The following is a 13,955-nucleotide window of genomic DNA, read 5'->3' as shown; positions in this document are numbered from 1 at the left end:
AGGCCGAAGCATCGTCCGGCGGCGCCATCGGGCTATCCGCGCAGGATGTCCGTTCAGGCCGAAGCGTCGTCCGGCGGCGCTTTCGGGCTATCCGCCGCAGGATGTCCGCTCAGGCGTGCGGCACCGGTTCGCGTTACCGCGCCGCCGATTCCATTTCCTTCACGTCATGTGCTGCGGCCCGCCGCGCGAGATGAATGCCCGCGAGCATGCAGCGCACCGAGCCGCCTGCCAGTTCGATCGTCGGCACGTCGAGCGGCAGCAGCCGCGCGGAGCGTTCGATCGTCGCGCGCTGGCCGCCGGTGAGGCAGTCGAACGCGCGCCGCGACAGCGCGAGCACGCGCCCGTCCTTGCCCGACAACTCAAGCGTATTGCCCGCGAAATTCGCGATCTGCGCATGATCGAGCGCGATCACGGTGCGGCCCGTTTCGGTCAGGCGTTGCGCGATTTCGTCGCGGCGCCGGCGGTCGGCGATCAGGTCGAGGCCGATCATCGCGAACTCGGTGGCGACGCTCATCATCACGTTCGTGTGATAGATCGGGTTGCCGTTCGCATCGGCCGTATCGAAGCAGATCGGCTCGAAGTTGAAGTGCGTGCAGAAGCGTTCAAGCGCGACCGGATCGGCGCGGCGCGAACGCGCGGTGTACGCGATGCGTGCGACGTGGTCGAGCACCATCGCGCCGGTGCCTTCCAGGAACACGTCGTCGTATTCGAGCCCCGAGTAGTCGATCACGTCCTGCACGCGGTATTCCGCTTTCAGCATCTCGACGATGTCCGCGCGCCGCTCGCGGCGGCGGTTCGGGCTATGCATCGGAAACAGCGCGATATGCCCGCCCGGATGAGTCGAGAACCAGTTGTTCGGGAACACGGAGTCGGGCGTGTCGCGCTCGCCGTGATCGTCGAACACGTGCACGCGCACGCCTGCATCGGCGAGTGTGCGCGCGGCGGCCGTGACTTCGTCGCGCGCGGCGGCCGACACCGACAGCGTGTCGTGCGCGCCGCCGACGGCCGTGCGCTGGAACGCGTTGTCGGCCGCGGTCTGCGGATTCGGCAGGAAGCGGTGCGGCCGGATCATCACGACGGCGGCCGGTGCCTGGATCGATACGAGATTCATGAACGTTTGAAGAGACAGGCGGAGAATCGGGCGGCGCGCCGGCCGCCCGGGATGACGATCAGCGTGCGAACGCGGCGACGGCTTCGGTCACGAACGCCGCATGACCCTGCGCGATCGCGGCCGGATCGTCGATCAGCGCGAACAGGTTCTTCGGATCGACGGCCGGCGGAATCAGCGCGATCTCGACGCCCGCGTTGTGCTGCTGCGCGAGCGCATACAGGTAGCGCAGCGCCGAGTAGTCCTCGAGCGCGAAGCCGACCGAGTCGAACACCGTGACTTCATCTGCGCGCTCGCGGCCGGTCGTCTCGCCCTGCAGCACGCGCCACAGTTCGGTCACCGGGAAGTCGGCCGGCATCTGCTGGATCTCGCCCTCGATGCGCGACTGCGGCTCGAATTCGACGAACACGCGGCCCGCCTGCAGCACGCCCGCGTCGAGCTCGGTCTTGCCCGGGCAATCGCCGCCGACCGCGTTCAGGTGCATGCCGGGCTCGATCATGTCGGCCGTGACGATCGTCGCGTACGCCTTGTCGGCGGTGACGGTCGTCACGATGTCGGCGCCACGCACGGCGTCGGCGGTCGACGCGGCGCGCACGACGCGCAATTCAGGGTAAGCGGCGAGGTTCTTCACGAGCTTGTCGGTCGCGAGCGGATCGACGTCGAACACGCGGATCTCGTCGATGCCGAGCAGCGTATGGAATGCGATCGCCTGGAATTCGCTCTGTGCGCCGTTGCCGATCAGCGCCATCGTGCGCGCGTCGGGGCGCGCGAGCGCTTGCGCGGCCAGCACCGACGTCGCGGCGGTGCGCAACGCGGTGGTCAGCGTGAGTTCGGCGAGCAGCAGCGGGTAGCCGGTGTCGACTTCGGCGAGCGCGCCGAACGCCATCACGGTGTGCATCCCGCGCGCGGCGTTGACGGGGTGGCCGTTCACGTACTTGAACGCGAACAGCGACGCGTTCGCGACGGGCATCAGCTCGATCACGCCGTCGCGCGAGTGGCAGGCGACGCGCGGCGACTTGTCGAAGTCGGCCCAGTGCAGGTAATCGGCGCGCAGCGTGTCGACGAGCGCGCGCAGGAACGGCGTGACGCCGGTCTGGGCGATCAGTCGGGCGGTGGCGGGAACGTCGAGGAAGCGGGTCATCGGTCTGTCTCCATTTTGTTGCCCGGACGGGTGTCCAGGCGTTCTGGTCGACCGGGGCGGGCGTGTCGGCCCGGGCCCCGGCTCCATCAAAAGCGGCGTCGCGGCCCATGCGGCCGGTCGATGGAGTCATTATTTCCGTGAGTCGAGCCAACAAAAAGACGGCAAAAATGGCAGATTTCTCGATAGACTTGGCAGATTGCTGGCCGGATATGGCAGTTTGTTCAAATCATGCTGGTCGAAATGCGTGCCGTCCGGCACGCTGGCGGCCGTGTCACGTTCAACAGGAAGGTCCGTTCATGATTACGCTCGACGACGTCGACCGGCAGCTCATCGCTTTGCTGCGCGACAACGCGCGGATGCCCGTCGTCGCCCTTGCGAAGGCCTTGCGCGTCGCGCGCGCGACCGTGCAGAACCGGCTGACGCGGCTGGAGAAGAACGGCGTGATCGTCGGCTATACGGTGCGGCTCAAGCCGGCCGCCGAGCGGCACCGGATCCGCGCGCTGATGTCGATCGCGGTGCAGGGCAATCGCGGCGCGGAAGTGGTGAAGGTGCTGCGCGGGCATCCGAACGTCGCGTCGATCCACAGTACCAACGGGCGCTGGGATCTGGTCGCCGAGCTGCACGCCGATTCGCTCGAGCATTTCGATCGCGTGCTCGGCGCGATCCGGTTGATCGACGGGATCGCGAATACGGAGACGAGCATTCTGTTGTCGACGCACAAGGCGTGACGCGCGGTGGCGCGCGTCGGCCGGCGTGCTCGCCTGCGCCAGCGCGGCGGCGTGTCAGTCGCCCGCTGCGGATTCGGGAAACACCGGTTCGCCCAGCGTCAGCATCAGCCGGTTCGCCCACGCGAAGATCGCGACGGCGTGCGACAGGTCGAGAATTTCTTCGTGGGTGAGCCCTTCGGCTTCGAGCGCGGCGATGTCGCGTTCGTCCACCGTGTCGGGCCGTTCGGTCAGCGCGACCGCATAGCGGATGATCGCGCGTTCGCGCGCGGTCGTGCCGGCTGTCGACGGATCGTCGAACACCTGGTCGATCGCATCGGTGCGTTTCGCGAGCTGCGCGAAGCGTTGTGCGTGCACCGATGCGCAATACACGCAGCCGTTCACGCGCGACACGGCCGTGCTTGCCAGCTCGCGTTCCGCGCGCGACAGTCCGCCGGGACCATACATGATCGCGTTGAACACGCCGGAACGCTGCCGCAGGATGTCGGGCAGGTGGACGAGCAGCAGGTAGTAGTCCGACGTTTTCGCTTGCGGATGGCTCGCTTCGAGCACCGCGAGCTGGTCGGCCGTGGCGCGCTCGAGCGGCACCGTGTCGAGCCATGTACGCCAGCCGAGCGTGGCGGACGTGAAACCGTGCGTGGCCATCGTCATGCGGCCTCCCGGGCGGCACGCGCCTGCAACGCTTGCGCCGCTGCCGCGACACGCAGCTGATACGAGACGAAGGCGACGAGCTGCGACAGCGCGACGATCGCGGGTGTCGTGAACCCGGCCGACTTCAGTGCGTCGAGATCGGACGGGCGTGCGTCGGCGGGCGAGCGCGTCAGGCGCCGCGCATGCACGAGGAGCGCGCCGAGGCGTCGAGGCAGCGCGTCGAATGCATCGGCATCCGCGCGGGCGATGTCGTCGGGCGTGCCGCCTGCGTCGATCAGCCGTGCGCGATAGGTTGCGGCCAGTGCGTGCGCATTCGAGCGCTGCGCGACGTACCGCGCCGCATGCAATCGTTCGATCAACGAAAGATCGGGCAGAGCGGTGTCGAACAGCGCGGCTTCGCTGAGCCGCGTATGGAGCAGCACCTTGTCGCGTGCGCGACGCAGCGTGGCCACGGCATCGCCTTCGCGCAGGCCGGCGACGGCGTCGATCGTATCCGGCGCGGCGGCCGGCGGGATGGGTTCGGTCATCGTGATGGATTCCAGTCGTCGTGAGTAGCGTGGATCGCGGCGGCGCTCATGCGTCGGCGTCGCGCCATTCGTCGCCCTGCAGCTCCGCGGTCGCGAACGCGACGAGCGCGTCGTAGTGGCGGTCGCGATCGGCGTCGAACAGCCGGCTCGCGATGCCGCGTGCGAGCCGCCCGGCGCCCGCGCTGATCGCGGGGATGTCGCCCGACAGCTTGCCGTGGCTCAGGCTCGCCGCATGGTTGAAGCAATGGATGCGCGTGACGGCCGGGCAGGCGCCGCGCTCGCGTTCCTGGAACGCGAACGCGGGGCCGAGATCGGGCGACTCGGCGAGCTCGTCGAGCCATGTGCCCGGTTCCGGTTGATAGCGATCCTTCCAGCGCCGCACATGCGGCCCGAACGACGCGAATTCCGCGCGTGTCGTCCAGTCGGAATGAAAGCCCGTCGCGAAGATCAGGAAGTCGACCGTGTAGCGGCCGCGCGGCGTGACGACGTCGAGGCCGTCCGCGTGTTCGACCAGCGTTTCGATCGGGCTGGCTGCATGGAAGTGTGCGTGAGCATGCCGCGACACGCGCAGCACGCTGTCGCGCGGCGGCGGTGTCTGCGACGTCAGCGCGTAGTGCATGAAGCGCCACTTCGTCGCATCGTCGAGATCGGCATAACCGTGCACGAGGCCCGGGCTGCCGATGCCCGTCAGCTTGTTGATGCGCGGAATGTCCGCGCGACGGAAGAACAGGTCGACGCGCGCGGCGCCCGCTTCGAGCGCGGTGCCCGCATTGTCGAACGCTGACGCGCCCGCGCCGACCACGCCGACGCGCTTGCCGGCGAGCGAAGCGAAATCGATCGGCTCGGACGAATGGGCCCAACGCGAGCGCGGCGCGCGTTGCGCGACGGGCGGCACGTACGGGCCGCCGAGCCCGTCGCGGCCGGTCGCCAGCACGACGTGTCGCGCGAGCACGGTCTGCGCCTGGCCGTTCGCGCGCAGGTCGAGCGCGAGCAGGCCGTCGTCGCGCGGACGCAGTGCCACGAGCGCGGTGTCGTTGCGCACCGGCAGGTCGAGCACGCGGCGATACCAGCGCAGGTATTCCATCCATTGCGTGCGCGGAATCTTGTAGAGCGCATCCCACGCGTCGCGGCCGTATCGTGCTTCGAACCACGCGCGGAACGTCAGCGCGGGCAGGCCGAGCGCGGGGCCGGTGAGTTGCTTCGGCGAGCGCAGCGTCTCCATCCGCGCAAACGTGATCCACGGGCCTTCGTAGCCGGCCGGTGCACGGTCGATCACGCACTGGTTGTCGATGCCGAGCAGGCGCAGTTCGGCGGATGCCGCGAGCCCCGCCATTCCGCCGCCGACGATCGCGACGTCGAGCACGCGCGTGCCGTCGACGTCGCGCGGCGGCACCCACGACGGCGCGGGCAGGTCGAGCCAGCGCAGGTCCTGGGCGAGGCGGGCTTCGAGTGCGTCGAGCGTGTCGGGTGCGTCGGGTGTGTCGGGTGTGTCGGGCGTCGCCGTCATGCGGCCTCCGGGCGGGTACCGCGTGTGCGTGCGGTTCGTGTGGCGCGTGTCACGCGAGGCGGGCGATCGATGCGCAACCGGTCGCCTCGCAACAACGCGTCGTGCACGGATGCATCGTGAAAGGTCACGTCGTCGAGCAGCGCGCACGTCGTGTTCTGCAGCGCGTCGAGCAGCGCCGCGACGGCGGCCGTGCGCGTCTTGCCGGCGGGCGTCGCGACACCGAACGCGAACGGGATGTCGACATCGAGCGGTCGTGCGACGACGCCGTCCACCGGCAGTGCCACGCCGGTCGCCGGGTCGACGATGCCGATCCCGACGCCTGCGCGCGCGGCCATCACCGCGTTCAGCGATGCATTGGTTTCGATGAACACGTGCGCGTCGACGCGTGCGGCCGCGAATGCCGCATCGATCCGCTGGCGCAGCCGGTGCCGGTTCGCGACCGTCACGATGCGGCGGCCCGCGAGATCGCGCAGCGCGATGCGCGGCTTGCCCGCGAGCGGATCGTCGGCCGGCAGCACGGCGACGCAGGGCGTTTGCGCGATCCAGTGCATGTCGAGCCCCGCATGCGCCATCGGCAGCGTGACGACGCCGATATCGGCCGTGCCGGCGAGCATTTCGTGCACGACGTGTTCGGCCGACTCGCTGCGCAACTGGTAGTGCGGCGCGTGCGCGCCGTCGGGCAGTGCGGCGAGCGCGGCCGGCACGAGCGTGGCCGCGAGTGAAGGCGTGGCCGCGATGCGCACGGGTTCGGCGGTTTCGTCGCCGAGTGCGCGCGCCCGCGCTTCGATCGCGCGCAGGCCGACGAGCGAGCGTTCGACTTCCTCGTAGAGCAGGAATGCACGGCGCGTCGGCGTGACGCGCGGGCCGTGCCGGTCGAACAGCGCATAGCCGAGATCGGCTTCGAGCTCCTGGATCTGTCGCGTGACGGCCGGCTGCGAGCGGCCGAGCAGTTCGCCCGCGCCGGTCACGCTGCCGGCCGACATGACCGCGGAAAAGGCTTCGAGTTGATGCAACTCCATGACGCGTTCCGATGATGCGATTTGCGCATTGTAGGAGTGCGAGCATGCACGATTCATATAATGATTTTTGCTATCGACAGTGCCAAACATGCGAAGGGCACGCGCGCCGGGACGACGAGCCGTGCATGCACGCGCGTCGGCCGGCAGCGCTGCACGACGGCAAACGTCAATCGAATCAATGCGCTGCAGCGCATGCCGATGCGTCGCGCGAGGCGCGCCGTGCAGGAGACCGTGGCAGTGATGTTGCGCTTCGCGCCGCGCACGATATCGATATGCGCAAAACTTCGTTGGAACGCCCTGAACCGGATGGTTACATGCCCTCACTCTTTTCGACTGACTGAAGCTGGGGGGACGCATGAACGTTTCGGGGAACGACGCACGCGGCGCATGGCGGCGCGTGCTGGGCACGGTGGCGGCACTGGCTGCCGCATGGGGCTTGTCGACGGGCGGCGCGCTCGCGGCGGGCGTGTCCGGCGAGCCGGTGGTGATCGGCGTGAGCGGGCCGCTCACCGGGCAGGACGCGCAATACGGCGAACAATGGAAGCGCGGCTTCGATCTCGCGCTCGACGAGATCAACGGCGGCGGCGGCATCCACGGCCGGCCGCTCGCGGTCGACTTCCAGGACAGCCGCAGCGATCCGCGCCAGGCGGTGGCGATCGCGCAGAAATTCGTCGCGGACCCGCGCATCGTGATCGAGCTCGGCGACTTTTCCAGCGCGACGTCGATGGCCGCGTCGCCGATCTACCAGCGCGGGCAGCTGATCCAGTTCGGCTTCACGAACTCCCATCCGGATTTCACGAAGGGCGGCGACTACCTGTGGAGCACCGCGCTGAGCCAGGCCGAGGAGCAGCCGCTGCTCGCGCGCTACGCGGTGAAGGAGCTCGGCTTCAAGCGGATCGCGGTGCTGTACCTGAACACCGACTGGGGCCGCACCAGCAAGGACATCTTCGCGAAGGCGGTGACGGGGCTCGGCGCGCAGGTCGTCGCGGCCGAAGGCTACCAGCCGGCGGAGAAGGATTTCCGCTCGACGCTCGTGCGGATCGGTGCGTCGAAGCCCGATTCCATCGTGCTGATTTCCTACTACGCGGACGGCGCGCAGATCGTGCGGCAGGCGCGCACGTCGGGGCTCACGCTGCCGATCGCGGCAGTCGGCTCCGTGTATTCGCCGAAGTTCCTCGAACTCGGCGGCACGGCCGTCGAAGGCGTCTATACGGAATCGAACTTCTTCCCGGCCGAACCGCGACCGGAGGTGCAGGCGTTCGTGCAGCGCTATCGCGCGAAATTCCATGCCGATCCCGATTCGTTCGTCGCGCGTGCATACGATGCGCTGATCCTGTCGGCCGAGGTGCTGCGCCGCTACGGCGTGACGCGCCAGGCCGCGCACGACGGCTTCGAGAAAGTGAGCGACGTACCGAGCGTGATCTTCGGCAAGGTGCGCTTCGATCCGCAGACGCGCCGCGTCGCGGGCGCACGCACCGTGTATCTCGTCGTGAAGCAGGGGCAGTGGGCGCTGTGGGACGGCGCGAAGCCGCAGCTCGCGGCGCGCTGACCCCGACCCGGAACCGCATGCAAATGACGGACGCATCGTGATGGCTTCCTGGCTCGACTACACGCTCAACGGCCTCATCGTCGGCAACATCTACGCGCTGCTCGCGGTGGGGCTCGCGCTGATCTTCGGCGTGTCGCACCTGATCAACTTCGCGCACGGCTCGGTCTACATGGTCGGCGCCTTCATCGGCTGGCTGTGCCTGACGCGCTTCGGGTTGCCGCTGCCGGCCGCGCTCGCGGCGGTCGTCGTCGGCTGCGGCGCGCTCGGCATCGCGATCGAGCGGATCGGGCTGCGGCCGTTGCGTCACGCCGCGCGCATCGCGCCGCTGCTCGCGACGATCGGCATCAGCTTCATCCTCGACCAGCTCGCGCAGCTCGCGTTCGGCGCGGACCCGCGTGCGGTGCCGACGCCGCTGCCCGACTGGCACCTGCGCATCGCCGGCGCGACGCTCGGCGCGCTCGACCTGCTGATCGCCGGCATCGGCCTCGCGGCGGCCGCGCTGCTGTACGGCTTCCTGCGCTTCACGCGGCTCGGCTGGGCCGTGCGCGCGACCGCGCAGGATCGCGACGCGGCGCTGCAGATGGGCGTGGACGTCGATCGCGTGAACCAGACGGTGTTCGCGATCGCGTGCGCGCTCGGCGGTGTCAGCGGGCTGCTGGTCGGCATGTACTACAACAGCATCGATCCGGCGATGGGCTTCCAGGCGACGCTGAAGGGCGTGGTCGCGCTGCTGATCGGCGGGCTCGGCAACGTGCCCGGCGCGATCGGCGGCAGCCTGCTGCTCGGCCTCGTCGAAAGCTATGGCGTCGCGCTGTTCGGCACCAGCTATCGCGACCTGTTCGCGTTCGGGCTGCTGATCGTGTTCCTCGTGTGGCGGCCGAACGGCCTGTTCAGCGGGAAGCGCGCGCTGCCGCCGGAGCCGATGACGGGCACCTTCCTCGCGGCCGCGCAAGCCGTGCGCGTGCCGCGCCCGGTGCTCGTCGTGCTGATCGTGGCGGCGGCCGTGCTGCCGTGGCTCGGTGCATCACCTTATGTGCTGCAGACGCTGACCAACGCGTGGCTGTACGGGCTGCTCGCGCTGAGCCTCACGCTCGTCGCGGGCACGGTCGGGCAGATCTCGCTCGGCCACGCCGCGCTGCTCGTGATCGGCGCGTATGCGTCGGCGCTGCTGTCGTCGGATCTCGGCTGGTCGCCGGCCGTGACGATTCCGTGCGCGGGCGCGATCACCGCCGTGCTCGGCACGCTGCTCGTCTATCCGGCGTTCCGGCTGCGCGGGCACTACGTATCGATCGCGACACTCGGGATCGGCGAAGTGGTGAGCCTCGTGATCCTGAACTGGGACGGTCTCACGCGCGGCCCGCTCGGCATCACCGGCATCGCGCCGCTGCCGTGGGCGACGACCGCGCGCGCCGCGTACTGGTTCACGCTCGCGGTGCTCGTCGCGTTCGCGCTCGTGCAGTTGCGGCTGCTGCGCTCGCATCTCGGCCGCACGCTGCGCGCGGTGCGCGAGGACGACGTCGCCGCGCGCGCGCACGGCATCGCGCCGAACCGCTACAAGGCGATCGCGTTCGCGGTCGGCGGCGTCGCGGCCGGCGTGAGCGGCGGCATCGCCGCGCACCTGTACAGCTACATCAATCACCAGACCTTCGATTCGCAGGTGTCGATCCTCGCGCTGACGATGGTGATCCTCGGCGGGCTCGGCAACGTGCTCGGCGGCGTCGTCGGCGCGATCGCGCTGATCGGGCTGCCCGAGCTGTTCCGCTGGGCGGCCGACTACCGGATGCTGATCTACGGCCTCGTGCTGCTGCTGCTCGTCCGGTTCCGGCCGCAGGGCCTGCTCGGCACGGTGTGAGGAGGAATGCGATGACCACCACTCGACCCTTGCTCGACGTACGGGGTTTGACGCGCCGCTTCGACGGCGTGACCGCGCTCGACGCGGCAAGCCTGACGCTCGCCGACGGCGAGCTGCTGAGCGTGATCGGCCCGAACGGCGCGGGCAAGTCGACGCTGTTCAACCTGATCGCGGGCGCGGACCGCCCCGATGCCGGCCGCGTGACGTTCGACGGCCGCGACATCACCGGCACGCCGCCGGAACGGCTCGCGGCGCTCGGCATCGCGCGCACGTTCCAGCACGGCCGCGTGTTCGGCAACCTGAGCGTGCTCGACAACGTGCTGATCGGCGCGCACGCGCGGTTGCGCGCGGCGCGGCCGGGCTGGCCGGCGCTCGGCGCGGCGGCCGAGGTGTGGCGCGCGCTCGTGCGGCCCGCGTCGGTGCGGCGCGAGGAAGCGGCGCTGCGCGACGAGGCGCGCGACATCATCGCCGGGTTCGGCGAGCGGCTCACGCCGCGCATCGATCATCCGGCGCACAGCCTGTCGTATGCGAACCGGCGGCGCGTGGAGATCGGCCGCGCGCTCGCGCTGCATCCGCGCCTGCTGCTGCTCGACGAGCCGACCGCCGGGATGAACGAGACCGAGACCGCCGAGATGCTGCAACTGATCCAGTCGCTGAAGACGCGCGGCCTGACGATCCTGCTAATCGAGCACAAGCTCGAACTCGTGATGCGCGTGTCCGACCGCGTGATGGTGCTCGACAACGGCGTGAAGATCGCCGAAGGCGCGCCACGCGACGTGCGGCACGATCCGCGCGTGATCGAGGCTTATCTCGGTCGCCGCCATGCAGGCGGCACGACGGCCGAGCGCACCGTGCAGGCGGCCGCATGAGCGCACCTTCTTCCGGACCCGACACGACCATGACCGACGCACTGCTGAAACTCGAACACCTCGACACGTTCTACGGCCCGGTGCAGGTGCATTTCGACGTGAACGTCGAAGTCGGTCGCGGGCAGATCGTCAGCCTGCTCGGCGGCAACGCGAGCGGCAAGTCCACGACGATGAAGCTGATTCTCGGGCTGATGCGGCCGCGTCGCGGCGTCGTGCGTTTCGACGGCGACGACGTGACCGCGCTCGCGACGCCGCAGCGCGTGCGGCGCGGGATCGCGGCCGTGCCCGAGGCGCGGCGGCTGTTCGGCGACATGAGCGTGCGCGAGAACCTGCTGATGGGCGCCTATACGCGCGGCGATCGTACGGCGGTGGCCGACGACTACGCGCGCGTGCTCGAACTGTTTCCGCGCGTGCGCGAGCGGCTCGCGCAGCGCGCGGGCACGCTGTCGGGCGGCGAGCAGCAGATGCTCGCGATGGCGCGCGCGCTGATGGCGCGGCCGAAGCTGATCTGCATGGACGAGCCGACGATGGGGTTGTCGCCGCTCTACGTCGACAAGGTGCTGGAACTGATCGACACGATCAACCGGCAGGGCGTGACGGTGTTCATGGTCGAGCAGAACGCGAGCCTCGCGCTGGAGATCGCGCATTACGGATACGTGCTGCAGACGGGGCGCGTCGTGCTCGAAGGGCCCGCGAAAACGCTGCTCGACGACGAACGCGTGCGCGATGCGTATCTCGGCGGGGAGGCGGTGGCGGCGTAGTCGACGGAAGGGGCGCCGCATCCCGCCGATTCATGCGTGACCGGCGTGCGCCGTTGCCGGCCGCGGAAACGTCAGCACCACCGCGAACCCGCCCGCATCGGGAAACGCGAACCCGACGCGCCCGCCGTGCGCCTTCATCACTTCCTGCACGATCGCGAGCCCGAGCCCCGACCCGGTGCGGCGTTCGCTGCCGTCCGGCGCGATCCGCACGAACGGCTGCAATGCCGCGTCCCAATGCTCGCGCGGAATGCCGCGCCCGTTGTCGGTGACGGTCAGCGTCACCGACCGATCCGCGTTGCCCGCGGTGGCGACCGACACGACGATATCGTCCGCATGCCCGTGCAGCAGCGCGTTGTGCAGCACGTTCGACAATGCCTCCTGCAGACTGATTGCATCGCCGTCGATCCACGCATGCGGCGCGTCGCTCGCGAACGCGACGGCCACGTCGCGCGCGTCCGCGAGCGGAATCGTGCGGCCGAGCACGTCCTTCGCGAGCGCGACGAGATCGACGGGCTGCAGCGGCACCACCTCGGTGCGATGAATCACCATCGCATGATTGAGCAACTGCCCGGTGAGCCGCCCGACATCCGAGCAGGTCGCGCGCAACGCATCGAGCCGCGCCGCATGACGCGCGGGATCGGCTTCGCCGTCGAGCAGTTCGATCTGCGCGTCGAGCCGCGCGAGCGGCGTGCGCATCTGGTGCGCGGCGTCGGCGATGAAGCGCTGCATCGCGTTGATCCGCTCGGCGAGCCGCCGCATCAGCCCGTTGATCGACCCGATGATCGCGTCGATCTCGCTCGGCGTGTCGACGGCCACCGGCCGCAGGTCGGCCGGGTCGCGCGCGGCGATGATCGCGCCGATCTGCGCGAGCGGGCGCAGCCCGCGCCGGATCGCGAGGCCGCTCGCGCCGATCGCGAGCACGCTCATCAGCAGGATCAGCGTCCACACCTTGATGCTCATGTCGTTCGTCAGCTGTTGCCGCGCATTGGTTGTCTGCGCAACCGTCACGAGCGCCCAGCCCGGCGTGCTTTCCTCCGGCATGTAGCGCGCGATGGTCGCGGTGCGGATCCGGTGACCCTGGTAGACGGCGTTCGCGAACGACGGGCCCTGTTTCGCGGCCGCGAGCGTCGCGGGGCTCGCGAGATCGTTGTAGCCGGCCACGACGACGCCGCGCGAATCGACCACCTTGTAGTAGACGAGGTCGTAGCGCGACAGCGTCGACAGCGCGGCGACGGGCGGGTTCAGCGCGAGTACGCCGCCTTGCACGTACAGGTTCTCCGCGACCTGGATCGACGCGCCGGCGAGCAGCTGGTCGTACGCGCGCTCGGCCGCGACGCCCGCGTAGTAGCGCGCGATCGCGGCCAGCGCGAGCGCACCGGTCGCGACGACGAGCGCGATGAACAGCAGCGTGCGCCCGAACAGCGTCTTCGGGAACCAGTCAGTGCGCGGCAATCTGATACCCCATCCCGCGCGCGGTGCGGATCTCGACCGAGCTGCCCTGCAGCTTCCTGCGCACGCGCGTCACGTATTGCTCGACCGCGTTCGCGGTCGGCTCGTTGCCGAAGCTGAACAGCTGGTTCAGCAGTTCGTCCTTCGAGAAGATCCGGTGCGGACGGCTCGCGAGGATCTCCAGCAGCGCGAATTCCTGGCGCGACAGCGACAGCGGCTGGCCGTCGAGTTCGGCAAGCCGGCTGCTGCGGTCGATCACGAGGCCGCCGAGCGTCAGCACGTCGTTCGCATGGCCGCTGTTGCGGCGCAGCAGCGCCTGCACGCGCGCATCGAGCTCGCGGTAGTCGAACGGCTTCACGAGATAGTCGTCGGCGCCGAGGCCGAGGCCGCTCACGCGGTCATCGATCGCCGAGCGCGCGGTGACGAGCAGCACCGGCGTCGTGCTGCCCGACGCGCGCAGGTTGCGCAGCACCGCGAAGCCGTCGAGGCCGGGCAGGTTCGCATCGAGCACGACGAGGTCGAAGCGCTCGACGCGCAGCAGGCCGTTCGCGGTCGAGCCGTCGGTTTCGAGATCGACGGCATGGCCGAGCCGCGCGAGGCGGCTGCGGATCGCCGCGCCGATTTCGGCATCGTCCTCCACGACGAGAATGCGCATGGTGCCGTTTGCAGGGTGAGGGGTTAGGGGTTTTCCCGGGGGCGGGATGTCAGTATTTTCTCAGACTCGCTCGATAACCTGTGTTCAGCCGGAGCAAGCGACGACGGCATTAATACCAGAGGAGACGGCAACATGCAGCATG

General features: G+C 69.4%; 13 protein-coding genes. 5 read left to right on the top strand and 8 right to left on the bottom strand.

Annotation, left to right across the window (positions count from 1 at the left end; genetic code table 11):
- Nucleotides 1-133: 133 nt before the first annotated feature.
- Together ctlX and DIE02_RS10715 are read right to left on the bottom strand one after the other, a co-directional pair.
- Nucleotides 134-1,111, bottom strand: a complete 978-nt coding sequence (gene ctlX, locus DIE02_RS10720; protein WP_124487692.1) for a citrulline utilization hydrolase CtlX — start codon at nt 1,109-1,111, stop codon at nt 134-136.
- Nucleotides 1,112-1,169: 58 nt separating this feature from the next.
- A complete protein-coding gene (locus DIE02_RS10715) occupies nt 1,170-2,249 on the bottom strand; it encodes an ornithine cyclodeaminase (protein WP_044845387.1) in 1,080 nt (359 codons plus the stop codon).
- A 296-nt stretch (nt 2,250-2,545) separates the two neighbouring features.
- Between DIE02_RS10715 and DIE02_RS10710 the strand changes: the two genes are divergently transcribed.
- Nucleotides 2,546-2,977, top strand: coding sequence for an Lrp/AsnC family transcriptional regulator (locus tag DIE02_RS10710; RefSeq protein ID WP_044845386.1), 432 nt, complete (start codon nt 2,546-2,548; stop codon nt 2,975-2,977).
- A gap of 54 nt (nt 2,978-3,031) precedes the next feature.
- On the opposite strand, the gene DIE02_RS10705 is transcribed toward DIE02_RS10710, so the two are convergent.
- The 4 genes from DIE02_RS10705 to DIE02_RS10690 are packed head-to-tail and all read right to left on the bottom strand — an operon-like array spanning nt 3,032 to nt 6,678.
- Nucleotides 3,032-3,625, bottom strand: a complete 594-nt coding sequence (locus tag DIE02_RS10705; RefSeq protein WP_124487691.1) for a peroxidase-related enzyme — start codon at nt 3,623-3,625, stop codon at nt 3,032-3,034.
- Nucleotides 3,622-4,152 carry a CMD domain-containing protein gene (locus DIE02_RS10700; RefSeq protein ID WP_124487690.1) on the bottom strand — a complete coding sequence of 177 codons (531 nt, stop codon included), beginning with the start codon at nt 4,150-4,152 and terminating at the stop codon, nt 3,622-3,624. Before DIE02_RS10700 ends, DIE02_RS10705 begins: the two co-directional genes overlap by 4 nt.
- Nucleotides 4,153-4,198: 46 nt before the next feature.
- Nucleotides 4,199-5,659 carry an NAD(P)-binding domain-containing protein gene (locus tag DIE02_RS10695; RefSeq protein WP_124487689.1) on the bottom strand — a complete coding sequence of 487 codons (1,461 nt, stop codon included), beginning with the start codon at nt 5,657-5,659 and terminating at the stop codon, nt 4,199-4,201.
- Nucleotides 5,656-6,678: a LysR family transcriptional regulator gene (locus tag DIE02_RS10690; RefSeq protein WP_124487688.1), complete on the bottom strand. Its 1,023-nt coding sequence runs from the start codon at nt 6,676-6,678 to the stop codon at nt 5,656-5,658. The genes DIE02_RS10695 and DIE02_RS10690 overlap by 4 nt, the downstream gene beginning before the upstream one ends.
- Nucleotides 6,679-7,033: 355 nt before the next feature.
- On the opposite strand from DIE02_RS10690, the gene DIE02_RS10680 reads away from it, so the two are divergent.
- The 4 genes from DIE02_RS10680 to DIE02_RS10665 are packed head-to-tail and all read left to right on the top strand — an operon-like array spanning nt 7,034 to nt 11,709.
- The gene (locus tag DIE02_RS10680) at nt 7,034-8,227 is read left to right on the top strand and encodes an ABC transporter substrate-binding protein (protein WP_044845382.1); all 1,194 of its coding nucleotides are present in this window, start codon (nt 7,034-7,036) and stop codon (nt 8,225-8,227) included.
- A 40-nt stretch (nt 8,228-8,267) separates the two neighbouring features.
- Nucleotides 8,268-10,079, top strand: coding sequence for an ABC transporter permease (locus DIE02_RS10675; RefSeq protein WP_124487687.1), 1,812 nt, complete (start codon nt 8,268-8,270; stop codon nt 10,077-10,079).
- A gap of 11 nt (nt 10,080-10,090) precedes the next feature.
- Nucleotides 10,091-10,948: an ABC transporter ATP-binding protein gene (locus tag DIE02_RS10670; RefSeq protein ID WP_044845380.1), complete on the top strand. Its 858-nt coding sequence runs from the start codon at nt 10,091-10,093 to the stop codon at nt 10,946-10,948.
- Nucleotides 10,945-11,709, top strand: a complete 765-nt coding sequence (locus DIE02_RS10665; protein WP_044845379.1) for an ABC transporter ATP-binding protein — start codon at nt 10,945-10,947, stop codon at nt 11,707-11,709. The genes DIE02_RS10670 and DIE02_RS10665 overlap by 4 nt, the downstream gene beginning before the upstream one ends.
- Before the next feature lie 30 nt (nt 11,710-11,739).
- On the opposite strand, the gene DIE02_RS10660 is transcribed toward DIE02_RS10665, so the two are convergent.
- A complete protein-coding gene (locus DIE02_RS10660) occupies nt 11,740-13,161 on the bottom strand; it encodes a sensor histidine kinase (RefSeq protein ID WP_124487686.1) in 1,422 nt (473 codons plus the stop codon).
- Nucleotides 13,148-13,813, bottom strand: coding sequence for a response regulator transcription factor (locus DIE02_RS10655; RefSeq protein WP_124487685.1), 666 nt, complete (start codon nt 13,811-13,813; stop codon nt 13,148-13,150). Before DIE02_RS10655 ends, DIE02_RS10660 begins: the two co-directional genes overlap by 14 nt.
- Nucleotides 13,814-13,955 lie beyond the last annotated feature (142 nt).

Origin of the sequence: Burkholderia sp. Bp8991 (assembly GCF_003853795.1) — a bacterium.
Classification (GTDB): Bacteria; Pseudomonadota; Gammaproteobacteria; order Burkholderiales; family Burkholderiaceae; genus Burkholderia.
Note: the sequence above shows the minus strand (reverse complement) of the source record. Positions and strands in the feature narration are given on the sequence as shown.

Coding starts and splice junctions, on each gene's coding strand:
- ctlX (WP_124487692.1), bottom strand. CDS start 1,111: ATGAATCTCGTATCGATCCAGGCACCGGCCGCCGTCGTGATGATCCGG.
- DIE02_RS10715 (WP_044845387.1), bottom strand. CDS start 2,249: ATGACCCGCTTCCTCGACGTTCCCGCCACCGCCCGACTGATCGCCCAG.
- DIE02_RS10710 (WP_044845386.1), top strand. CDS start 2,546: ATGATTACGCTCGACGACGTCGACCGGCAGCTCATCGCTTTGCTGCGC.
- DIE02_RS10705 (WP_124487691.1), bottom strand. CDS start 3,625: ATGACGATGGCCACGCACGGTTTCACGTCCGCCACGCTCGGCTGGCGT.
- DIE02_RS10700 (WP_124487690.1), bottom strand. CDS start 4,152: ATGACCGAACCCATCCCGCCGGCCGCCGCGCCGGATACGATCGACGCC.
- DIE02_RS10695 (WP_124487689.1), bottom strand. CDS start 5,659: ATGACGGCGACGCCCGACACACCCGACACACCCGACGCACCCGACACG.
- DIE02_RS10690 (WP_124487688.1), bottom strand. CDS start 6,678: ATGGAGTTGCATCAACTCGAAGCCTTTTCCGCGGTCATGTCGGCCGGC.
- DIE02_RS10680 (WP_044845382.1), top strand. CDS start 7,034: ATGAACGTTTCGGGGAACGACGCACGCGGCGCATGGCGGCGCGTGCTG.
- DIE02_RS10675 (WP_124487687.1), top strand. CDS start 8,268: ATGGCTTCCTGGCTCGACTACACGCTCAACGGCCTCATCGTCGGCAAC.
- DIE02_RS10670 (WP_044845380.1), top strand. CDS start 10,091: ATGACCACCACTCGACCCTTGCTCGACGTACGGGGTTTGACGCGCCGC.
- DIE02_RS10665 (WP_044845379.1), top strand. CDS start 10,945: ATGAGCGCACCTTCTTCCGGACCCGACACGACCATGACCGACGCACTG.
- DIE02_RS10655 (WP_124487685.1), bottom strand. CDS start 13,813: ATGCGCATTCTCGTCGTGGAGGACGATGCCGAAATCGGCGCGGCGATC.